Below are 20470 nucleotides of genomic sequence, written 5' to 3'. Positions count from 1 at the left end.
TCAATCGAGCTCGGTCCGGCTCGTGCTTCCCCCTCACTCGCCAGTGGCAGGGCCACCGCCCAACACGACCCACCCCCGGCGAAGGGTGCGCTTCGGGCAACGTCTAAAGTTGCGTGAGTACGCGCGAGCCTTTACTGGGCGTTCACAGCCACGGCTCGCTGGGATGTCTCTGTCAGGGGTGTGCGTGACGGCCGTCGAATCCCGTCCAGCGGGTGGGGGCACCTCCCACGCCTTCAAGGCTGTGGGGGAACTCGGTGCGAGCCAGAGCCCGAGCCACCGGCCGTTCGGGGCCCGTGTCAAGGCGTTCGTGGCACTGACCAAGCCGCGGATCATCGAGCTGCTGCTGATCACCACGGTTCCGGTGATGTTCCTCGCCCAGCAGGGCGTGCCGGACCTGAGGCTGGTCCTGCTCACCTGCATCGGCGGCTACCTGTCCGCGGGCGGCGCCAACGCGCTGAACATGTACATCGACCGCGACATCGACGCGCTCATGGACCGCACCTCCCAGCGCCCGCTGGTCACCGGCATGGTCAGCCCGCGCGAGTGCCTCGCCTTCGGCATCACGCTGGCGGTCGTCTCGACGCTCCTGTTCGGCTTCACCGTCAACTGGCTGTCGGCGTGGCTGTCGCTCGGAGCCCTCCTCTTCTACGTCGTCGTCTACACGATGATCCTCAAGCGCCGTACGTCGCAGAACATCGTGTGGGGCGGTATCGCCGGCTGCATGCCGGTGCTCATCGGCTGGTCCTCCGTCACCGACTCCATGTCGTGGGCGCCGGTCATCCTCTTCCTCGTCATGTTCTTCTGGACGCCGCCCCACTACTGGCCGCTGTCCATGAAGGTCAGGGAGGACTACGCACGCGTGGGCGTGCCGATGCTGCCGGTCATCGCCTCCAACAAGGTGGTCGCCCGGCAGATCGTGATCTACAGCTGGGTGATGGTCGTGGTCTCCCTGCTGCTGACCCCGCTCGGCTACACCGGCTGGTTCTACACGGCGGTCGCGCTGGCGGCGGGCGGCTGGTGGCTGTGGGAGGCGCACGCGCTGCAGAACCGGGCGAAGGCGGAGGCCACCGGAGCCAAGCTGAAGGAGATGCGGCTTTTCCACTGGTCGATCACTTACGTCTCTGTGCTGTTCGTCGCGGTGGCGGTGGATCCGTTCCTCCGCTGACGAACACCTCTGGGCAGCCGACGTACGTCACAGGGCACTGCTCTCGCCAGTCGATCTACTCGTCGGTAGCATCCTGACCATGGCAGACACGCAGCAGGTTGACCCCAAGGACGAGCGCAGGGCGGCCCGGATCGCCCGGCAGATCGACTCCTTCTCCAAGGCCCACGGCGGCGCCGAAGGCCAGGTCGCGTACATCGGGCAGCGCGGGGCCCGCATCGTGCTCGTCGGCGAGGACGGCACCTGGGGCGACCTCGTGGCGCCCACCTACGCCGTGGCCGAGAAGGCGGTGGAGAAGTCCGGCATCACCGTCCACGAGGCATTCGACGGCGAGTTCGCGGGCAAGGTGAAGACCGGCCCGTACGAGTGGACGCGCATGGCGGGGATCCAGGTGGGCGGCACGCGCACCGCCCAGTAGCAACACCTCACGCCGGTTCACCCGTTAGGACCTTCAGGAGGCACGGTCCAGTCACGGGAGCCCGGATGATCGAAACGCCGTCCCTGGTGGACCAGTACTGCCACGGCGTGGTCCGTACCGAGCTGGGTCTCGGCACCTTCGAGGCCCACCTCGCCCGTACCGAGGGCCCGCCCGCCGCCGGTACGACCCTTTTCGACACCCAGACGGGCTTCGCCGTACGCCGCTGGTGTCCGCCGCTGCTCGATCTGGAGCCGCACTGTCCGCCGGCCCGCTATCTCGCCCGTCGGCGCGAACTCGGCGTGCTGGAGGCGGGGCGCAGGCTGCTGCGCGGCAGCGGCATCACCACCTACCTCGTCGACACCGGGCTGCCCGGCGATCTGACCGGGCCCGCCGAGATGGCGACCGCCGGGGAAGCCGAGGCACACGAGATCGTCCGCCTGGAGCTGCTCGCCGAACAGGTGGCCGACACCTCCGGCACCGTCGAGGGATTCCTCGCCAATCTCGCCGAGTCGATCCACGGGGCGGCGGCACACGCGGTGGCGTTCACCTCGGTGGCCGGCGTACGGCACGGTCTGGCGCTCGCGCCGGAGCCGCCGGGCCCGGGGGAGGTGCGGGGCGCGGCCGGCCGCTGGCTGGCGGGCCGCAGAGTCGGAGGCACCCTGTCGGACCCCGTGCTGCTGCGCCATCTGCTGTGGAGCGCGGTGGCCTCGGGCCGGCCGCTCCAGCTCCACGCGGGCCTCGGCGAACCGGGCCTGCGCATCGACCGCACCGACCCCGTCCTGCTCACCGACTTCGTGCGCGCCACGGCAGGTCTCGGAACGGACCTGGTCCTGCTGCACGGCTATCCGTACCACCGGCACGCCGCGCATCTGGCCGGGGTCTTCCCGCACGTCTACGCGGACCTGGGCGCGGCCCTGGTGCGCACCGGCGCCCGGGCCGCCGCCGTCCTGGCCGAGGTCCTGGAGCTGGCACCCTTCGGCAAGGTCCTCTTCTCCAGCGGCGCCCACGGCCTGCCCGAGCTCCATGTGATCGGCGCCCGCCTCTTCCGCGAGGCGCTGTCCCGGCTGCTGGGCGGCTGGGTCGCCGAGGGCGCCTGGTCGCTCGCGGACGCGCAGCGGGTGGCGGGGATGATCGCGGCGGGGAACGCGCGGCGGGTCTACGGGCTGGAGTGAGCCGTAGGGCCGGGGCGCGGGGGCCGTCAGGCGTTGGTGAGGGCCGACTCCGTCGAGGAACCCGGAAGGCCGGCGGTCACGCCGGTGCGTTCCCGCAGCGACAGCAGCACCCGGAGCACCCCGATCCACACCAGGCACGAGCCGAACATGTGGAGGCCGACCAGAAGTTCCGGCAGGTGCGTGAAGTACTGGACATAGCCGATGACGCCCTGGCCGAGGAGGATCAGGAACAGCTCACGGGTGCGGTGCAGCGGGCCGCTCGGCGCGTCGACCGCCTTCAGGACGAACCACAGGGCGAACGTCAGCGTCACCACGATCCAGGCGAGCACGGCGTGCCCCTTGGCGACGGTCTCCCAGTCGACGTGCATCCGATCGACCTCGCGGGAGTCGCCCGCGTGCGGTCCCGCACCGGTGACGACCGTGCCGACCGCGATCAGCAGCACCGAGGCGACCACCAGGAACCACACCAACTGCTGGACGGCCTTGCCGACCAGCGGGCGCGGTGCCTCGTCGCCCTCCCGTGTGCGCTGCCACATCACCGTGGCCACCGTGATGAGCGCGGTGGACAGCAGGAAGTGGGCGGCGACGGTGTACGGGTTGAGGCCGACCAGGACCACGATGCCGCCGAGGACCGCGTTGCTCATCACGATCCAGAACTGCGCCCAGCCGAGCCGGGTGAGGCTGCGCCGCCGCGGCTTCTCCGAACGGGCCGCGACGATCGCCCAGCCGACGGCCGCGCACAGCACGTACGTCAGCATGCGGTTGCCGAACTCGATGGCGCCGTGCCAGCCCATGGCACGGGTCGTGGTCAGCGAGCCGTCCGTGCACTCGGGCCAGGTGGGGCAGCCCAGACCGGAGCCGGTCAGGCGCACGGCACCGCCGGTGACGACGATCACCACCGACATCAGGAGCGCGGCGAGCGCCGCCCGCTGAACCGTCCTGGGATGCGGGGTCCAGCGTGCGGCGATGAAGGCGAGCGGGTTGCGCACGGCCGCTACGGCGTCGGCTCGGGTCACGTTTGGCACGCCTTTCATGGTAGGGGGCCGCTTGTGCACGCTTTCACGAGGGGTCGGCCCAGGCGGAACGGGTCACTCCCAGCGGAAGAACCTCCCGGCCGCGGCCAGCCCCACCACGGCCCACACCGCGAGGATGCCCAGGTCGCCCCAGGGCGTTCCGGCCCCGTGCTGCAGCACGGACCTGAGGCCGTCGGAGAGGGCGGAGATCGGAAGCAGACCGAGCACGTCCTGGGCGCCGGAGGGGAACTTGTCCAGCGGCACGATCACACCGCCGCCCACGAGCAGCAGCAGGAACACCAGGTTGGCGGCGGCCAGGGTGGCCTCCGCCTTCAGCGTGCCCGCCATCAGCAGGCCGAGCCCGGAGAAGGCGGCCGTGCCGAGGACCAGCAGGAGCAGCACGGCGAGGGGGTTGCCGTGCGGCGACCAGCCCAGCGCGAACGCGATCACCGTCAGCAGGACCACCTGAAGGACCTCGGTGACCAGGACGGAGGCCGTCTTGGCGGTCATCAGGCCCCAGCGGGGGAGCGGGGAGGACGCGAGCCGCTTCAGCACGCCGTAGCGGCGCTCGAAGCCGGTCGCGATGGCCTGCCCCGTGAACGCGGTCGACATCACGGCGAGCGCCAGGATGCCGGGGGCGAGGAAGTCGACGGCCTTGCCCGCGCCGGTGTCGACGATGTCGACCGAGCTGAAGAGGGCCAGCAGCAGCGTGGGGATGACGACCGTCAGGAGCAGCTGCTCGCCGTTGCGCAGCAGCATCCGCGTCTCGAGCGCGGCCTGCGCGGCGATCATGCGGGGCAGGGGGGCGGCGCCGGGCTTGGGCCTGTAGGTGCCGACGGTGGTCACGAGCGCAGCTCCTTGCCGGTGAGTTCCAAGCTGTGCTTTTCCGGGGGACGCTGCATCCGATTGCGGCTGCGCCGCGGGCCGGGCTCCCGGCCGATCGTTGTGCGGGCCGGATTCATGCGCGCAGCTCCTTGCCGGTGAGCTCGAGAAAAACGTCCTCCAGGGTGTGCCGTTCGACCGAGATCCTGTCCGGCATCACCCCGTGCTGCGCGCACCACGAGGTGACCGTGGCCAGCAGCTGCGGATCGACCTTGCCGATGACGCGGTACGCGCCCGGCGTCAGCTCCGCCGCCGAACAGTCGGCCGGGAGCGCCTTCAGCAGGGAGCCCACGTCGAGGCCGGGCCGGCCGGTGAAGCGGAGCGTGTTCTCGGCGCCGCCGCGGCACAGCTCCTCCGGGTGACCCTGGGCGATGACACGGCCCGCGTCGATGATGGCGACGTCGTCGGCGAGCTGCTCGGCCTCGTCCATGTAGTGCGTGGTCAGGATCACGGAGACGCCGTCGGTGCGCAGATCGCGGACGAGGTCCCAGGTGGCCCGGCGGGCCTGCGGGTCGAGGCCGGCGGTCGGCTCGTCCAGGAACACCAGCTCGGGGCGGCCGACGACGGCCATGGCGAGCGCGAGCCGCTGCTGCTGTCCGCCCGACAGGCGCCGGTACGGCGTCCTGCCGCAGCTGCCGAGCCCCAGCCGCTCGACGAGCGCGTCCACGTCGAGGGGGTGCGCGTGCAGCTTGGCCACGTGGCGGAGCATCTCCTCCGCCCGGGCACCCGAGTACACGCCGCCGGACTGGAGCATCACACCGATCCGGGGGCGCAGCGCGGCGGCCTCCCGGACCGGGTCGAGGCCCAGGACGCGGACCGTGCCGGAGTCCGGCTTCCGGTAGCCCTCGCAGGTCTCGACCGTGGTCGTCTTTCCCGCCCCGTTGGGGCCGAGAACAGCGGTGATGCCCGCCCGGGCCACCAGGTCGAGCCCGTTCACCGCGGTCTTCTTGCCATACCGCTTCACCAGGGCCTGTACCTGGACGACCGGCTCGCTTCCCATGGGTCCAGAGTCTAGGTAGGCGCGTCGGGCACCGGACGAGGGGGGCCGGAAACCGATTGCACCGGGTACGACCACGTCCGGAAACTACTCGTCACGCGGCCTGTGCAGTGCCAGCCACCGCTCCGCATAGGCCACCGCGTCCGCGACGGGGAACAGCCGCGCGTCGGCCGCGCCCACCCTTCCCCGCGTGACGGGCCGGTCCCGCTCGAAGTCGTGCCCCAGCTCGTCGAAGCGCTCGGAAGTGATCGACACCTCGGTCACCACTTCCCATCCGTTCGGTCCGGGCCGCCCCACCTGGACGAGCGGCGAGGGTATGCGGTACTCGGCCAGATGGAAGCAGGTGCAGGATTCGTATCCGGCCCCTAGCAGCAGCACCCGGGCGCCCAGGGCCTCCAGCCGGGCCAGCGGGCTACGCTCGCCCAGGCGGCAGTCGGGCGAGTGACCCACGACGATCTCCGCGGCGTGCGGGCCGGCCGCGGCGAAGGACGTCTGGGGGTGCGCGCTGCGCAGGGCGCCCGGCCAGGTGCGTACGGTCTCCGGGATCACGCCGACCCCGCGCGTGGGCGTGGTCCGCGGGTCGTAGGCGGGCATGGTGGCCCGGATGGTCTCCCACCACTCCTCGGGCACCGGCGGATTTCCCCACAGCGCCGGGTCCGAAAGATCGCCGGACTGCGTCGGCACCACCAGCGTGCCGTCCGGGCCGAGGGCGTCGAGCAGTGCCTGGACCACCGCGACAGCGCCTCCGCTGACCCAGCCGAGCGAGCTGAGCGAGGAGTGCACAAGAAGAATCTCGCCGGGCCTGATGCCGAGCGCGCGCAGCTGTGCGCGAAGACCGTCCCTGGTGACAAGAGGGCCGGTCGGAAGGGGTATGGGCATGGCCTCGGAGTCTTGTCCAGACCGCCGGTGACCGCCACCGGTTTGATCGATCGCGCAGCGTTTCCGCAGGTCGGCTTAGGTATGCCTAAGTGACGTACCGCACCGGCCGCCCGTCCGGACGGCGCTTGTCAGCTTCCGCGGAATTACGCAACAATGGCGTTGTGAAAAACGTCGGCGAGGCTCGGGGGACCCCGATGGGGGCCCCTCAGGAGGAGTTCGCGACCGGGGAGCGCTCGACGCGCAACCGGGTCGCGCGGTCCATCCTGGACCACGGCCCGTCGACCGTCGCCGAGCTGGCCGGACGGCTGGGACTCACCCAGGCGGCCGTACGCCGTCATCTGGACGCGCTCGTCGCCGACGACGTCGTGGAGGCGCGCGAGCAGCGTGTGTACGGCACGCGCACGCGCGGGCGGCCCGCCAAGGTCTTCGCGCTCACGGACTGCGGCCGCGACGCCTTCGACCAGTCGTACGACAAGCTCGCCGCGGACGCCCTGCGCTGGATCGCCGAGCACGAGGGCGGTGAGGCGGCCGTCGCCGCGTTCGCCCGCGCCCGGATCGCCGCCCAGGCCGGCGCGTACCGCGAGGCGATCGAGGCCGCCGCTCCCGAACGGCGCACCGAAGCGCTGGCCAAGGCCCTGAGTGCGGACGGGTACGCTGCTACGGCGCGCAGCGCACCGGTCGGCGAGCAACTGTGTCAGCACCACTGCCCGGTCGCCCATGTCGCGGAGCGGTTTCCGCAGCTGTGCGAGGCCGAGACGGAGGTCTTCTCCCAACTGCTCGGCACGCACGTCCAGCGACTGGCCACGATCGCGCACGGCGACGGCGTCTGCACGACGTTCATCCCCAAGGCGGCGCACCAGACGCCCCGCAAGGCTTCGAAGATTTCCGAGACCACCCACAACGCATCTGCAAGCACGGCCGGGAGGAACCCCGCATGACTCTCCCCACGGAGACTGCCCACCCTGAGCTCGAGGGCCTGGGCAAGTACGAATACGGCTGGGCCGACTCCGACGTGGCCGGTGCCTCCGCCAGGCGCGGCCTGAGCGAGGAGGTCGTCCGCGACATCTCGGCGAAGAAGTCCGAGCTGGAGTGGATGACCAAGCTGCGCCTGAAGGGCCTGAAGCTCTTCGAGAAGAAGCCGATGCCGAACTGGGGCTCGGACCTGTCGGGCATCGACTTCGACAACATCAAGTACTTCGTGCGCTCCACGGAGAAGCAGGCGGAGTCCTGGGAGGACCTGCCCGAGGACATCAAGAACACCTACGACAAGCTGGGCATCCCGGAGGCCGAGAAGCAGCGCCTGGTCGCCGGTGTCGCCGCCCAGTACGAGTCCGAGGTCGTCTACCACCAGATCCGCGAGGACCTGGAGGAGCAGGGCGTCATCTTCCTGGACACCGACACCGCGCTGAAGGAGCACCCGGAGCTCTTCAAGGAGTACTTCGGCACGGTCATCCCGGCCGGTGACAACAAGTTCGCCGCGCTGAACACCGCCGTGTGGTCCGGTGGCTCCTTCATCTACGTGCCGAAGGGCGTGCACGTGGAGATCCCGCTCCAGGCCTACTTCCGGATCAACACGGAGAACATGGGCCAGTTCGAGCGGACCCTGATCGTCGTCGACGAGGGTGCCTACGTGCACTACGTCGAGGGTTGTACGGCCCCGATCTACAAGAGCGACTCCCTGCACAGCGCGGTCGTCGAGATCATCGTCAAGAAGAACGCCCGCTGCCGCTACACGACCATCCAGAACTGGTCGAACAACGTCTACAACCTGGTCACCAAGCGCGCCGTCGCCTACGAGGGCGCGACCATGGAGTGGGTCGACGGCAACATCGGCTCCAAGGTGACGATGAAGTACCCCGCCGTCTACCTGATGGGCGAGCACGCCAAGGGCGAGACCCTGTCCATCGCCTTCGCGGGCGAGGGCCAGCACCAGGACGCGGGCGCCAAGATGGTGCACATGGCGCCGAACACGTCGTCCAACATCGTGTCGAAGTCCGTCGCGCGCGGTGGCGGCCGTACGTCCTACCGTGGTCTGATCGAGATCGGCGAGGGCGCCGCCGGATCGAAGTCGAACGTGCTGTGCGACGCGCTGCTCGTCGACACCATCTCCCGGTCGGACACGTACCCGTACGTGGACGTCCGTGAGGACGACGTCTCCATGGGTCACGAGGCCACCGTCTCCAAGGTCTCCGAGGACCAGCTCTTCTACCTGATGAGCCGCGGCCTGTCCGAGGACGAGGCGATGGCGATGATCGTGCGCGGCTTCGTCGAGCCGATCGCCAAGGAGCTGCCCATGGAGTACGCGCTGGAGCTCAACCGGCTGATCGAGCTGCAGATGGAGGGTGCGGTCGGCTGACGACCGCCGCCGGACAAGCAGCACGCAGATTTCTGACGCAGGAAGAGAGCACAACGACAGCCATGGCTGAGGCCCAGAACTCCCCCACTCTCGGCTCCGCTCGAGCGGGGGGACCCCCACCGGCGGGTTCCACCACCGCCGGCTCGATCGCGGTCGCCGCCGAGTCGACCGTCGCCACACGCATGAGCGCGCCGCCGTCCTTCGACGTGGCGGACTTCCCGGTGCCGCACGGCCGCGAGGAGGAGTGGCGGTTCACCCCGCTGGAGCGGCTGCGCGGGCTGCACGACGGCACCGCCGTCGCGAACGGCGACGGCGTGAAGGTCGACGTCCAGGCCCCCGAGGGCGTCACCGTCGAGACCGTCGGCCGCGACGACGCGCGGCTCGGCAAGGCGGGTACCCCGGTGGACCGCGTCGCCGCCCAGGCGTACTCCGCCTTCGAGAAGGCCTCGGTCGTGACCGTCGCCAGGGACACCGTCCTCACCGAGCCGATCCGTATCGCGGTGCACGGCGAGGGCGGGACCGCCTTCGGCCACCAGGTCATCGAGCTGGGCGCCTTCGCCGAGGCCGTCGTCGTCATCGACCACACCGGTGACGCGGTGCTCGCCGCCAACGTCGACTACATCGTGGGTGACGGCGCCAAGCTGACCGTCGTCTCGGTCCAGGACTGGGACGACAAGGCCGTGCACGTGGCCCAGCACAACGCGCTGGTCGGCCGGGACGCGAGCTTCAAGTCCGTGGTCGTGACCTTCGGCGGCGACGTGGTCCGTCTGCACCCGCGGGTGACCTACGCCGGCACCGGCGGCGAGGCCGAGCTGATCGGCCTGTACTTCACCGACCGGGGCCAGCACCAGGAGCACCGGCTCTTCGTCGACCACAACACCCCGCACTGCAAGTCGAACGTCGTCTACAAGGGCGCGCTCCAGGGCGACGAGGCGCACGCCGTGTGGATCGGTGACGTGCTCATCGAGGCCAAGGCCGAGGGCACGGACACGTACGAGATGAACCGCAACCTCGTCTTGACGGACGGCGCCCGCGTCGACTCGGTCCCCAACCTGGAGATCGAGACCGGCGAGATCGTCGGCGCCGGCCACGCCAGCGCCACCGGCCGCTTCGACGACGAGCAGCTGTTCTACCTGATGGCCCGCGGTATCCCGGAGCACGAGGCGCGCCGCCTGGTGGTCCGCGGCTTCTTCGCCGAGCTGGTCCAGCAGATCGGCGTCGCGGACATCGAGGAGCGGCTGATCACCAAGATCGAAGAGGAGCTGGAGGCGTCCGTCGCATGAGCGCCTTCGTACGTGTCTGCGGTCTGAGCGAGCTGGAGGAGGACACCCCGAAGCGGGTGGAACTCGACGGCACGCCCATCTCCGTCGTGCGCACCGAGGGCGAGGTGTTCGCGATCAACGACATCTGCTCGCACGCGAACGTCTCCCTGTCCGAGGGCGAGGTCGACGACTGCCACATCGAGTGCTGGCTGCACGGCTCACGCTTCGACCTCCGCTCCGGCAAGCCGGACGCCCTTCCCGCGACGCGCCCCGTCCCCGTATACCCAGTAAAGATCGAAGGGGACGACGTGCTCGTCTCCCTCACCCAGGAGTCCTGAGGCACCCATGGCAACGCTTGAAATCCGAGACCTGCACGTCACCGTCGAGGCCGACAACGCCACGAAGGAGATCCTCAAGGGCGTCGACCTCACCGTGAAGCAGGGCGAGACGCACGCCATCATGGGCCCCAACGGCTCGGGCAAGTCGACCCTCGCCTACTCCCTCGCGGGTCACCCGAAGTACACGATCACCAGCGGCACCGTGCTGCTCGACGGCGAGGACGTCCTTCAGATGTCCGTCGACGAGCGCGCCCGCGCCGGCGTGTTCCTGGCCATGCAGTACCCGGTCGAGGTCCCCGGCGTCTCGGTCTCCAACTTCCTGCGCACCTCGGCCACCGCGATCCGCGGCGAGGCCCCGAAGCTGCGCACCTGGGTGAAGGAGGTCAAGGAGGCCATGGAGCGCCTCAACATCGACCCGTCCTTCGCCGAGCGCAACGTGAACGAGGGCTTCTCCGGCGGTGAGAAGAAGCGCCACGAGATCCTCCAGCTCGAGCTGCTCAAGCCGAAGATCGCGATCCTCGACGAGACCGACTCGGGTCTGGACGTCGACGCGCTTCGCATCGTCTCCGAGGGCGTCAACCGCGTCCGCGAGACCGGCGAGGTCGGCACCCTGCTGATCACGCACTACACGCGCATCCTGCGCTACATCAAGCCCGACTTCGTCCATGTCTTCTCCCGCGGCCGGATCGTCGAGTCCGGCGGCGCCGAGCTCGCCGACAAGCTGGAGGACGAGGGCTACGAGGCATACACGAAGGGTGGCGTATCCGCGTGACACAGCTGCCGGGCCTCCTCGACACCGAGGCGATCCGTAAGGACTTCCCCGTCCTGGACCGACTGGTCCACGACGGCAAGAAGCTCGTGTACCTGGACAACGCGGCGACGTCGCAGAAGCCGCGCCAGGTGCTGGACGTCCTCAGCGAGTACTACGAGCGCTACAACGCCAATGTCCACCGCGGTGTGCATGTGCTCGCCGAGGAGGCCACGGCGCTGTACGAGGGCGCGCGTGACAAGGTCGCCGAGTTCATCAACGCGCCGAGCCGCGACGAGGTGATCTTCACCAAGAACGCCTCCGAGTCGCTGAACCTCGTGGCGAACATGCTCGGCTGGGCCGACGAGCCCTACCGGGTGGACTCCGAGACCGAGATCGTCATCACGGAGATGGAGCACCACTCCAACATCGTGCCGTGGCAGCTGCTGGCGCAGCGCACGGGCGCGAAGCTGAAGTGGTTCGGCCTCACCGAGGACGGCCGCCTCGACCTGTCCAACATCGACGAGATCATCACGGAGAAGACGAAGATCGTCTCCTTCGTGCTGGTGTCGAACATCCTGGGTACCGTGAACCCGGTCGAGGCGATAGTGCGCCGCGCCCAGGAGGTCGGCGCCCTGGTCTGCGTCGACGCCTCCCAGGCCGCGCCGCACATGCCGCTGGACGTGCAGGCCCTGCAGGCCGACTTCGTGGCCTTCACCGGCCACAAGATGTGTGGTCCGACCGGCATCGGCGTGCTGTGGGGACGTCAGGAGCTGCTGGAGGACCTGCCTCCGTTCCTGGGCGGCGGCGAGATGATCGAGACGGTGTCGATGCACTCGTCGACGTACGCTCCCGCCCCGCACAAGTTCGAGGCGGGGACCCCGCCGATCGCGCAGGCGGTCGGTCTGGGCGCGGCCATCGACTACCTGAACTCGATCGGCATGGACAAGATCCTCGCCCACGAGCACGCCCTCACCGAGTACGCGGTGAAGCGGCTGGGCGAGGTTCCCGACCTGAGGATCATCGGCCCGACCACGGCCGAGGACCGGGGCGCGGCGATCTCCTTCACGCTCGGCGACGTCCACCCGCACGACGTGGGCCAGGTCCTCGACGAGCAGGGCATCGCGGTCCGCGTCGGGCACCACTGCGCCCGCCCGGTGTGCCTCAGGTACGGAATTCCTGCGACCACGCGAGCGTCGTTCTATCTGTACTCCACGCCGACCGAGATCGACGCTCTGGTCGAGGGCCTGGAGCACGTACGGAACTTCTTCGGCTGAAGGGCGTGAGCTGAAACCGTGCTGTGTCATCCCGGGGGACAACCCCCGGACCCCCGGCCGACAGATCACGCCACGGAAGATGGGACGCGAAGGTAGGCGTTGTGAAACTGGACTCCATGTACCAGGAAGTCATCCTGGACCACTACAAGAACCCGCACGGGCGGGGCTTGCGGGATGGCGACGCCGAGGTGCACCACGTGAACCCGACGTGCGGCGACGAGATCACCCTTCGCGTGAAGTACGACGGCACGACGATCAAGGACGTCTCGTACGAGGGCCAGGGCTGCTCCATCAGCCAGGCCTCGGCCTCCGTACTGAACGAGCTCCTCGTCGGCAAGGAGCTGGCCGAGGCGCAGAAGATCCAGGAGACCTTCCTGGAGCTGATGCAGTCCAAGGGCAGGATCGAGCCCGACGACGCGATGGAGGACGTCCTGGAGGACGCGGTCGCGTTCGCCGGGGTGTCCAAGTACCCGGCGCGGGTGAAGTGCGCCCTCCTGAGCTGGATGGCGTGGAAGGACGCGACGGCCCAGGCGCTGGGCGGAGCCGAGGCCGAAAGGAAGACGGCATGAGCGACACAGTGGAGATGAAGCCGGTCTCGGAGGAGGAGCTCCGCGAGGCCCTGATGGACGTCGTCGACCCCGAGCTGGGCATCGACGTCGTCAACCTCGGCCTCATCTACGGCATCCACATCGACGAGGCGGCGAACATCGCCACCGTCGACATGACCCTGACCTCGGCGGCCTGCCCGCTGACGGACGTCATCGAGGACCAGGCCAAGTCCGCCACGGACGGCCTCGTCAACGAGCTGCGCATCAACTGGGTCTGGATGCCGCCCTGGGGCCCCGACAAGATCACGGACGACGGCCGCGAGCAGCTGCGGGCGCTCGGGTTCAACGTCTGAGATCCACGAGGCACGAGCCACGAGGCAAGAGCCACGAGCCGGGAGAAACGGCGAGGTCCGATGAGGCCTCGCCCTTTCGCATGCCCGGACGGGTTCAGGCGAGCCCGTCCACCAGACGGAACGCCGAGTCCGCCCGGTACAGGACGCCGGCCTGGTACGGGTCCAGCTTGAGCTGGAAGTTCTGGTGGCGCAGGAAGCGGCCGGGGTAGTTGACCGACTCCAGCATGACCGCTCCGGAGTACGACGACGGGCGGGGGCAGAAGGTGGCGTCCTGCCGCAACAAGGAGGAGCCGTCGTCGGGCTCGTCGCGCAGCAGGAAGTTCCGGTGGCGCAGGTAGGTGCCGTCAGCCGTGGCGAAGGAGTAACAGGACGCGTCCGCCAGGCCTTCGACGACCCTGAAGGTGGCCTCGCGGCGGGCCGAGGCGGAGCCGATCGGGTCGAGCTTCACGAAGTCACCGCTGATGTGCCAGTACCGGTCGGGGTGGTTGACCGAGCGGACCGAGCTCCAGGTGGCGGACGGCGTGGACTCCGGGGGCTTGGTGGCGGACGGCTTCGAGGCCTGAGCGGCCGGCTCTGCCCCGGCCGTGTGCTCGGCGGCCTCGGGAGAGGGCGGGTCGGCCTGGGTGGCCGGGGACGTCTTGCCGGACGTCAGGCCGCTCTTACCGCTGAGCGCCGCCACGGGGGAGGGGGCAGCGAGAAGTCGGGCACGCCCGGGTCGCCCAGCGCGACGGCCGCGTCCTGCGCGCGCTTCGGTGACGCGGAGTCATTTGCCTTGCCCAGCACGGAGATCGCTATCGCGCTGGTGGAGAAGACGGCCACGGCGAGCAGCCCTGCCGCCCAGAGTCTGCGGGATCCCGGTGTCCGGGCCTCGCCCGGGACATTGCCGGTCTCCCACACCGGGGAGGGGGCGGGTCGGTCCGGAGCGGGTGGGGGGTTGGTCTCTGGCACGCGCGGTTCCCTCGGCGTCGCCGTACGGCGGACGCGGAATCGTCAGAAAGCGGGTCGTGGCACAACGGGAGAAGCGGGGAAGACAGGGGCCGACCCGGGCCACGGGCACGCGGAACGGCGGCGGCCGTGAAGGCCGGGTGATCGACCGGTGAAACAGTAGTGGACATGACGAGTTCGCAGCACCCGTTTGAGAGAGCGGTTTCTCGGCGGTGCCCATGCGCCCCCATCGCGTACGCGCAGGATGTGTACGGGCGTACACATCGATGCGTACACTCGTCCACATGGGATACGCGTTCCTCGCCGGGGCCATCGCCGCCGAAGTCGCCGCCACGACCGCCATGAAGTACAGCGAGGGGTTCAGCAGGCTCGGGCCCTCACTGGTGACCTTCCTCGGCTATGTCGTGTCCTTCCTGCTGCTCGCGCAGACCCTGAAGTCCGTGTCGATCGGCACCGCCTACGCGATCTGGTCCGGGGCCGGCACCGCGACCGTCGCCATGATCGGGCTGGTGCTCTTCGGGGAGGGGCTGGGCCTTGCGAAGATCGCCGGCATCGCGCTCATCGTCGGCGGGGTGGTGGTCCTGAACCTGGGAGGTGCGCACTGATGCCCCGCCGCTACGACCCCGAACGGCGTCGGCGGATCATCGACGCGGCGATCCGGGTGGTGGGGGAGAAGGGCATCGCCGGACTGAGCCACCGCTCGGTCGCCGCCGAGGCCGACGTACCGCTCGGCTCCACGACGTACCACTTCAGGACCCTCGACGAACTGTTGGTCGCCGCGCTGCGGCAGGCGAACGAGGGGTTCGCCAGGACGCTCACCGAGAGCGGCCTGCTGGAGAACACCGAGGGCGACCTCGCGGCGGACCTCGCCCGGCTGCTGCGTCAGTGGCTGGACGGCGACCGCGCGGGCGTCGAGCTGGAGTACGAGCTGTATCTCGCGGCCCTGCGCCGCCCGGCGCTACGGCCTGTCGCAGCCGAGTGGATGGAGCAGACCGCCGAGTCGCTGGCGCGGCGTACGGATCCGGCCACGGCGCGGGCACTGCTCGCCCTGCTGGACGGGATCTGTCTGCAGGTACTGCTGACGGGGGCGCCGTACGACGAGGAGTACGCGCGGGAGGCCCTGGCCCGGGTCATCCCTGATCCGTGCCCGACTCCGGCGACGAGGCCGACCGGCACCTGAGACGGCCTGGCACCGGTTCGCTCCTGCGCGCCCGGCCACGTTAGGTTTCCCCTATGACCGACACGACTGCTCCCCGTACCACCGGTGCCGTGGCCGCCGGCCTCGCCACCGTCGCCGCCGACGGCACCGTTCTCGACACCTGGTTCCCCGCGCCCGAGCTGGCCGACGAGCCCGGCCCGTCCGGCACCGAGCGGCTGTCCGCCGAGAAGGCCGTGGAGCTGCTCGGTGAAGGCGCCGCCAAGGCGATCGGCCCGGACGCCCGCCGGGGCGTCGAGGTGGTCGCGGTGCGCACGGTCATCGCCTCGCTCGACGAGAAGCCGATCGACACGCACGACGTCTATCTGCGCCTCCACCTGCTCTCCCACCGCCTGGTCAAGCCGCACGGCCAGAACCTGGAGGGCATCTTCGGCCTCCTCGCCAACGTCGCCTGGACCTCGCTCGGCCCGGTTGCCGTCGACGACGTCGAGAAGGTGCGCCTGAACGCCCGCGCCGAGGGCCTGCACCTCCAGGTGACCTCCATCGACAAGTTCCCGCGCATGACGGACTACGTCGCCCCCAAGGGCGTCCGCATCGCCGACGCCGACCGGGTCCGCCTCGGCGCGCACCTCGCCGAGGGCACGACCGTCATGCACGAGGGCTTCGTGAACTTCAACGCCGGCACGCTCGGCACCTCCATGGTCGAGGGCCGCATCTCCGCGGGCGTCGTGGTGGGCGACGGTTCGGACATCGGCGGCGGCGCCTCCACCATGGGCACGCTGTCCGGCGGCGGCAACGTGATCATCTCCATCGGCGAGCGCTGCCTGATCGGCGCGGAGGCGGGCGTCGGCATCGCCCTCGGCGACGAGTGCGTCGTCGAGGCCGGCCTCTACGTCACCGCCGGCACCCGGGTCACCCTGCCCGACGGCCAGATCGTCAAGGCCCGCGAGCTCAACGGCGCCTCCAACATCCTCTTCCGCCGCAACTCCGTCACCGGCAAGGTCGAGGCCCGCCCGAACAACGCGGTCTGGGGCGGTCTGAACGAGATCCTGCACAGCCACAACTGACCAACGGCGGCCGTGACCTGCGGCCGCCTCAATCAACGTCCTGACCTGCTGCCTAGGTGTCGGCAGTTGTCGGTGTCGGTCATCGTCGAGCGCCTTTCCACGGCCCGAGAACGGCCCGGGAGGGCGCTCGTGTCCTGTCCCGGATGACAGTGGGCGGAGCGAGGCTCTGACCTGCGGTCGCCTCTGGGTTGTTCATCGCGGAAGTCCACCGATCGGTTGGGAGATGCCGTGCCCCCGCAGATGAAGTTGGTTGCGATAACCCTCGACTGCCCTGATCCGCTGGCTTTGGCGGCCTTCTATCAGCAGGCCACCGGTCTCGAACCCCACCCGAAGTCGGACGCCCACTTCGCCGGTCTCAACGGGGAAGACGGACTCTTCATCGGTTTTCAACGGGTCGACGACTACCGGGCTCCGCGCTGGCCTGAACAAACCGTTCCCCAGCAGCTTCACATCTGCTTCAAGGTCGAGGACGACTTGGACGAAGCCGAAGCCCGCCTGCTGGAGCTGGGGGCGGGCAAGCCGGATCACCAGCCTCATGAGGCTGCCAGGGCGCGGGTTCTCACCGATCCGGCTGGACATCCCTTCTGCATCACCAGTAGCTGAACCGCGGGGCGGCGGCTGACCTGCCCTGACCTGGGACTCGTGCGCTGGGATCTGCGGTGATTCGCCGTTGTCGCTGACCTGCTGCGGAACGCGCTGCGGTGATCACTCCGTCACCAGCTGCTCGTACGCCGCCAGCAGCCCGTCGACCGTCTCGCGGCCGGCGGGCCGCAGCGGCGCGCGGACCGGGCCCGCGGGCAGGCCGAGTGCCCCCAGCAGGCCCTTGGCGGTGACCGTGCCGGGCAGGCCGGCGGACATCATCAGGTCGATGAGCGGGGTGGCCTGTTGCTGCAGCCGGGCCGCACGAGCCGTGTCCCCCGCGTCGAACGCGTCCAGAACCGACCGGAGTCGGCGCGGGACGGCGTTGGCGACCGTGCTGACGTATCCGGCGCCGCCGACCGCGTACAGGGCGAGGTTGTGCTCGTCGCAGCCCGCGTAGTACGCCAGCTCGGTCCGCGCCAGTACCTTCTGGGTGCCGAGGAAGTCGTGCGCACAGTCCTTGACCGCCACGATCCGCGGATGCTCCGCGAGCCGGATCATCGTCTCCGGTTCGATGCGGGTGCCGGTGCGGCCCGGGATGTCGTAGAGCATGAGCGGCAGTCCCGAGGCGTCGGCGATCTCACGGAAGTGGGCCTCGACCGCGTCCTGCGGGGGGCGGCTGTAGTACGGGGTGACCACCAACAGCCCGTCCGCGCCCGCCTTTTCGGCCGCCAGTGCCAGCTCCACGGTGTGCCGGGTGTCCGAGGTGCCGACGCCCGCGACGATGGACGCCCGCTCGCCGACCGCCTCCCGTACCGCGCGCACCAGCGCGGCCTTCTCGGCGTCGATGGTGGTCGGGGACTCTCCCGTGGTGCCCGACAGCACCAGGCCGTCGCAGCCCTCGCTCACGAGCAGGTCGGCGAGTCGCTGCGCGCCGTCGAGGTCGAGCGCGCCGGCCTCGGTGAACGGTGTGATCATGGCGCACAGCGCGCGGCCGAAGGGACGGGCGCTGAGGGGTGTGGTCGTCATGGGAGGATTCTCGGCAGCGAGACTGTGAAGCTCCACTTAATTCTTCTACAGGGTATTGATTAGGGACGCTTGCGTGATGAGGGACGTCCAGTGGATCGAGCCCTCGTGGTCCCAGGTCGGGGAGCGGTTGCGGAGGCGCTCGGAGCGCGGCGAACCGAGCGCGACAGGCGCGATGAGGGGCGCGCGACAGGCGCGATGAGGGGCGCGCGACAGGTGCGGTGAGGGGCGCGCGGAGTGCGCGGTGCGGGGACGTCGGCGACCAGGCACTGGTGCCAAATCGGGCCGCGTGGGTCACCATGGCCGGGACGGTAACCAACAGCCGGGAGGCGTCATGAAGCTGGGCAAGGCACTCGCCACCGGGGTCGCCGAGGAGCGCCCGCAGGTGCACGAGGAACAGGCCGACCTCCGGGTCGCCGACGTCGCCGACATCGCGGAGCCCGTCGAGGAGGCACCCGCCCCTGAAGAGGTCCCGGTCGCGCGATGAGACTGCGGCTCCCCGAGGAACGACCGACGGAGCCGCCGACCGGATACAAGATCGCCCACCCGGTGCTGTCCCAGGACGGCACCCGGGCCGGGTTCACCGGTGTGTCGCTGGGCGGCGCGCTGCCCTACGCGGTCCTCGACGAGGCCCGGTGCGTCTACGGCCTGCGGCACCGCGCGCCGCACCGACGCTGCGACTGCGGCTTCCACTGCGTCCATGACCGCGCGGAGGCGGAGGCGCTGGTGTGCACCGGGGAGCACCGGGCGGCCGTGCTGCTCGAGGTCGCGGTCCTCGGCACGTACATCCGCTTCGAACGCGGCTTCCGGTACGCGCGCCAGCGGGTGCGGACGATGACGGTCGGCGCCTGCGCGTGCGGAGCACCGGCCGCGGCACTGGCCGACGCCGGCTGGGGGCGGCCGGGCTGGCGCGTCCTCCAGGCGTCGTGCGCGGGGTGCGTACGCGGCCGTACGTCCCTGTCGCTCGCTGCGTTCGCCCGGCTCGCGGGGGAGGGGCTGCGGGTACGGGCCGCATCGGGCGCCGAGGCCCCGCCGGCCGATCTCGGCGTGTCCGAACTGGTCGCCGAGGCGGCCCTGCTCCAGGCCCGGCTCGACTGGTTCCAGAGCCGGCTGGCGCGCCTGGAGAACGGCGGACCCAAGCGGTGACCCGGACCTCTCGGGCCCGGGCCCGTGACCCGCGCCTGAGAGGCCGGGCTTGACCTCAAGCCTGGTGGAGGTCGGAACGTGGTCGGTGCATTGCGGCAGCATCGACCACGGAGGCCTTTCATGCCTTTCATGACCCGTCGTACCACAGCGCACCCCGACTTCACGGATTCCAGGGTGCAGGCGCCCTTCTTCAGTACCTGGAGGGTGGGGACACCGCTGCGGCAGCGGCAGACGGTAGAGGCCATCGCCGAGACTTGGGGGCGTCGACCGTGGCCCGCCGACGGGCTGCTCGGCTACTACCTGTACACCGGGCACGACAGCTCCACCCTGCTGCACCACTCGCGCTGGGCGGACGAGCAGGCCTACGAGGCGTACCTCAAGACGCAGCGGCAGGAGCGCGTCGACGAGGTCGACACCGCCGTGCCGGGCATCGAACGGCTGTGGCTGGGCCGGTACCGGTACTACCGCAGTCACGGTCCGGCCGACCGGGCGGGGCGGGCGCCCGGGTGCATCGTGATCGTCGACATCGAGTTCGACGGGCCCGACCCCGAGCGGCAGCGCGCGTGGGTCGACGCCGTCGTCGAGGCGCTGGAGAGCGAGCCGAACCCGCATCCCGGCGGCATCTGCGCCCATTTCCACCTCAGTACGGACGGCACGCGGGTCCTGAACTACGCCGAGTGGGAGAGCGCCCAGGCCCACCTGGAGGCGCTCGCCGCGTCCGGCGACGGCATCGGTTCCCGCACGGCGCAGTGGGGGCGCGTGCAGACGTGGCCGGGGCTCAAGAGCGGGTCCGTCAGCCGCTACGACTACGCGCTCGGACTCCTGCCGGAGTGACGCCTGGGGCAACCTGCGCCCAGCCCCGGTCCGCCCCTCTCGCCGAAAACTCTCCCCGTCTGGACAAAAAAAATTTTCGGTGCGAGGGTGGAGCCATGTTGGACGTCACCGTGATCGAGGACCCAGAGGCCGCGGCCGTCTCGCTGGACCCCGTCCGCGCCCGGCTGCTGGCCGAGCTGGCGGCGGGGCCCGCGTCGGCCACCATGCTGGCCGGAAAGGTCGGGCTGCCCCGGCAGAAGGTGAACTACCACCTCAAGGCCCTGGAGCGGCACGGCCTGGTCGAGCTGGCCGACGAGCGCCGCAAGGGCAACG

At 70.1% G+C, this 20470-nt stretch carries 26 protein-coding genes; 19 read left to right on the top strand and 7 right to left on the bottom strand.

Annotation, left to right across the window (positions count from 1 at the left end; translation table 11 throughout):
* Window positions 1–178: 178 nt before the first annotated feature.
* The 3 genes from AB0N14_RS23620 (at window position 179) to AB0N14_RS23610 (ending at window position 2752) form a co-directional block, all read left to right on the top strand.
* Window positions 179–1165 carry a heme o synthase gene (locus AB0N14_RS23620; protein WP_366027778.1) on the top strand — a complete coding sequence of 329 codons (987 nt, stop codon included), beginning with the start codon at window positions 179–181 and terminating at the stop codon, window positions 1163–1165.
* A gap of 79 nt (window positions 1166–1244) precedes the next feature.
* Window positions 1245–1580 carry a hypothetical protein gene (locus tag AB0N14_RS23615; protein WP_263229304.1) on the top strand — a complete coding sequence of 112 codons (336 nt, stop codon included), beginning with the start codon at window positions 1245–1247 and terminating at the stop codon, window positions 1578–1580.
* Between the two features lie 65 nt (window positions 1581–1645).
* Window positions 1646–2752, top strand: coding sequence for an amidohydrolase family protein (locus tag AB0N14_RS23610; protein WP_366027686.1), 1107 nt, complete (start codon window positions 1646–1648; stop codon window positions 2750–2752).
* A gap of 26 nt (window positions 2753–2778) precedes the next feature.
* Here AB0N14_RS23610 and AB0N14_RS23605 read toward each other — a convergent pair whose 3' ends face one another.
* The 4 genes from AB0N14_RS23605 to AB0N14_RS23590 form a co-directional block, all read right to left on the bottom strand.
* Complete coding sequence (locus AB0N14_RS23605; RefSeq protein WP_366027685.1) at window positions 2779–3786, bottom strand: COX15/CtaA family protein; 1008 nt, start codon at window positions 3784–3786, stop codon at window positions 2779–2781.
* Window positions 3787–3840: 54 nt separating this feature from the next.
* Window positions 3841–4557, bottom strand: coding sequence for an ABC transporter permease (locus AB0N14_RS23600; RefSeq protein WP_366027777.1), 717 nt, complete (start codon window positions 4555–4557; stop codon window positions 3841–3843).
* Between the two features lie 166 nt (window positions 4558–4723).
* Window positions 4724–5647: an ABC transporter ATP-binding protein gene (locus AB0N14_RS23595; protein WP_366027684.1), complete on the bottom strand. Its 924-nt coding sequence runs from the start codon at window positions 5645–5647 to the stop codon at window positions 4724–4726.
* Window positions 5648–5731: 84 nt separating this feature from the next.
* A complete protein-coding gene (locus tag AB0N14_RS23590; RefSeq protein ID WP_366027683.1) occupies window positions 5732–6523 on the bottom strand; it encodes an AAC(3) family N-acetyltransferase in 792 nt (263 codons plus the stop codon).
* 161 nt (window positions 6524–6684) lie between these two features.
* Here AB0N14_RS23590 and AB0N14_RS23585 point away from each other — a divergent pair, with 161 nt between their 5' ends.
* From AB0N14_RS23585 to AB0N14_RS23550, 8 genes are all read left to right on the top strand, one after another.
* Window positions 6685–7461 carry an ArsR family transcriptional regulator gene (locus AB0N14_RS23585; RefSeq protein ID WP_366027682.1) on the top strand — a complete coding sequence of 259 codons (777 nt, stop codon included), beginning with the start codon at window positions 6685–6687 and terminating at the stop codon, window positions 7459–7461.
* Entirely contained in the window at window positions 7458–8879 is a 1422-nt protein-coding gene (gene sufB / locus AB0N14_RS23580; protein WP_366027681.1) for a Fe-S cluster assembly protein SufB, read from the top strand. The genes AB0N14_RS23585 and sufB overlap by 4 nt, the downstream gene beginning before the upstream one ends.
* Before the next feature lie 62 nt (window positions 8880–8941).
* Window positions 8942–10162, top strand: a complete 1221-nt coding sequence (gene sufD / locus AB0N14_RS23575) for a Fe-S cluster assembly protein SufD (RefSeq protein ID WP_366027680.1) — start codon at window positions 8942–8944, stop codon at window positions 10160–10162.
* Window positions 10159–10479, top strand: a complete 321-nt coding sequence (locus AB0N14_RS23570; RefSeq protein ID WP_103844430.1) for a non-heme iron oxygenase ferredoxin subunit — start codon at window positions 10159–10161, stop codon at window positions 10477–10479. Before sufD ends, AB0N14_RS23570 begins: the two co-directional genes overlap by 4 nt.
* A 7-nt stretch (window positions 10480–10486) precedes the next feature.
* Window positions 10487–11251 (top strand): Fe-S cluster assembly ATPase SufC, encoded by a 765-nt coding sequence (gene sufC / locus AB0N14_RS23565; protein WP_366027679.1) that lies wholly within the window; start codon window positions 10487–10489, stop codon window positions 11249–11251.
* Entirely contained in the window at window positions 11248–12504 is a 1257-nt protein-coding gene (locus AB0N14_RS23560) for a cysteine desulfurase (protein ID WP_366027678.1), read from the top strand. The genes sufC and AB0N14_RS23560 overlap by 4 nt, the downstream gene beginning before the upstream one ends.
* Before the next feature lie 101 nt (window positions 12505–12605).
* Window positions 12606–13073, top strand: a complete 468-nt coding sequence (gene sufU, locus AB0N14_RS23555; RefSeq protein ID WP_103844433.1) for a Fe-S cluster assembly sulfur transfer protein SufU — start codon at window positions 12606–12608, stop codon at window positions 13071–13073.
* On the top strand, window positions 13070–13405 hold the full coding sequence (locus AB0N14_RS23550; protein WP_103844434.1) for a metal-sulfur cluster assembly factor: 336 nt from the start codon (window positions 13070–13072) through the stop codon (window positions 13403–13405). Before sufU ends, AB0N14_RS23550 begins: the two co-directional genes overlap by 4 nt.
* Window positions 13406–13499: 94 nt before the next feature.
* On the opposite strand, the gene AB0N14_RS23545 is transcribed toward AB0N14_RS23550, so the two are convergent.
* Both AB0N14_RS23545 and AB0N14_RS23540 read right to left on the bottom strand, forming a co-directional pair.
* Window positions 13500–14084, bottom strand: a complete 585-nt coding sequence (locus tag AB0N14_RS23545; protein ID WP_366027677.1) for an AbfB domain-containing protein — start codon at window positions 14082–14084, stop codon at window positions 13500–13502.
* The gene (locus AB0N14_RS23540; protein WP_366027676.1) at window positions 14054–14353 is read right to left on the bottom strand and encodes a hypothetical protein; all 300 of its coding nucleotides are present in this window, start codon (window positions 14351–14353) and stop codon (window positions 14054–14056) included. The genes AB0N14_RS23545 and AB0N14_RS23540 overlap by 31 nt, the downstream gene beginning before the upstream one ends.
* Window positions 14354–14634: 281 nt before the next feature.
* Here AB0N14_RS23540 and AB0N14_RS23535 point away from each other — a divergent pair, with 281 nt between their 5' ends.
* The 4 genes from AB0N14_RS23535 to AB0N14_RS23520 all read left to right on the top strand — a co-directional run bounded on the left by AB0N14_RS23535 (window position 14635) and on the right by AB0N14_RS23520 (window position 17176).
* The gene (locus AB0N14_RS23535; protein ID WP_366027675.1) at window positions 14635–14955 is read left to right on the top strand and encodes a multidrug efflux SMR transporter; all 321 of its coding nucleotides are present in this window, start codon (window positions 14635–14637) and stop codon (window positions 14953–14955) included.
* The gene (locus AB0N14_RS23530; RefSeq protein WP_366027674.1) at window positions 14955–15530 is read left to right on the top strand and encodes a TetR family transcriptional regulator; all 576 of its coding nucleotides are present in this window, start codon (window positions 14955–14957) and stop codon (window positions 15528–15530) included. The genes AB0N14_RS23535 and AB0N14_RS23530 overlap by 1 nt, the downstream gene beginning before the upstream one ends.
* A 53-nt stretch (window positions 15531–15583) precedes the next feature.
* Window positions 15584–16573, top strand: coding sequence for a 2,3,4,5-tetrahydropyridine-2,6-dicarboxylate N-succinyltransferase (dapD, locus tag AB0N14_RS23525; protein ID WP_366027673.1), 990 nt, complete (start codon window positions 15584–15586; stop codon window positions 16571–16573).
* 228 nt (window positions 16574–16801) lie between these two features.
* On the top strand, window positions 16802–17176 hold the full coding sequence (locus tag AB0N14_RS23520) for a VOC family protein (RefSeq protein ID WP_366027672.1): 375 nt from the start codon (window positions 16802–16804) through the stop codon (window positions 17174–17176).
* A 102-nt stretch (window positions 17177–17278) separates the two neighbouring features.
* Here AB0N14_RS23520 and dapA read toward each other — a convergent pair whose 3' ends face one another.
* The gene (dapA, locus tag AB0N14_RS23515; RefSeq protein ID WP_366027671.1) at window positions 17279–18181 is read right to left on the bottom strand and encodes a 4-hydroxy-tetrahydrodipicolinate synthase; all 903 of its coding nucleotides are present in this window, start codon (window positions 18179–18181) and stop codon (window positions 17279–17281) included.
* A 331-nt stretch (window positions 18182–18512) separates the two neighbouring features.
* On the opposite strand from dapA, the gene AB0N14_RS23510 reads away from it, so the two are divergent.
* The 4 genes from AB0N14_RS23510 to AB0N14_RS23495 form a co-directional block, all read left to right on the top strand.
* Window positions 18513–18665 (top strand): hypothetical protein, encoded by a 153-nt coding sequence (locus AB0N14_RS23510; RefSeq protein ID WP_263229291.1) that lies wholly within the window; start codon window positions 18513–18515, stop codon window positions 18663–18665.
* Window positions 18662–19324, top strand: a complete 663-nt coding sequence (locus AB0N14_RS23505) for a hypothetical protein (protein ID WP_366027670.1) — start codon at window positions 18662–18664, stop codon at window positions 19322–19324. The genes AB0N14_RS23510 and AB0N14_RS23505 overlap by 4 nt, the downstream gene beginning before the upstream one ends.
* A gap of 129 nt (window positions 19325–19453) precedes the next feature.
* Window positions 19454–20158 (top strand): antibiotic biosynthesis monooxygenase, encoded by a 705-nt coding sequence (locus tag AB0N14_RS23500; RefSeq protein ID WP_366027669.1) that lies wholly within the window; start codon window positions 19454–19456, stop codon window positions 20156–20158.
* 95 nt (window positions 20159–20253) lie between these two features.
* Window positions 20254–20470 (top strand): helix-turn-helix domain-containing protein (locus AB0N14_RS23495; protein WP_366027668.1); only part of this gene is annotated, 217 nt, incomplete at its 3' end.

This window comes from Streptomyces sp. NPDC051104, assembly GCF_040682835.1.
GTDB classification, from domain to species: Bacteria; Actinomycetota; Actinomycetes; order Streptomycetales; family Streptomycetaceae; genus Streptomyces; species Streptomyces cynarae.
The sequence above is the reverse complement of the archived record's forward strand: the minus strand, read 5'-3'. Positions and strand labels throughout refer to the sequence as shown.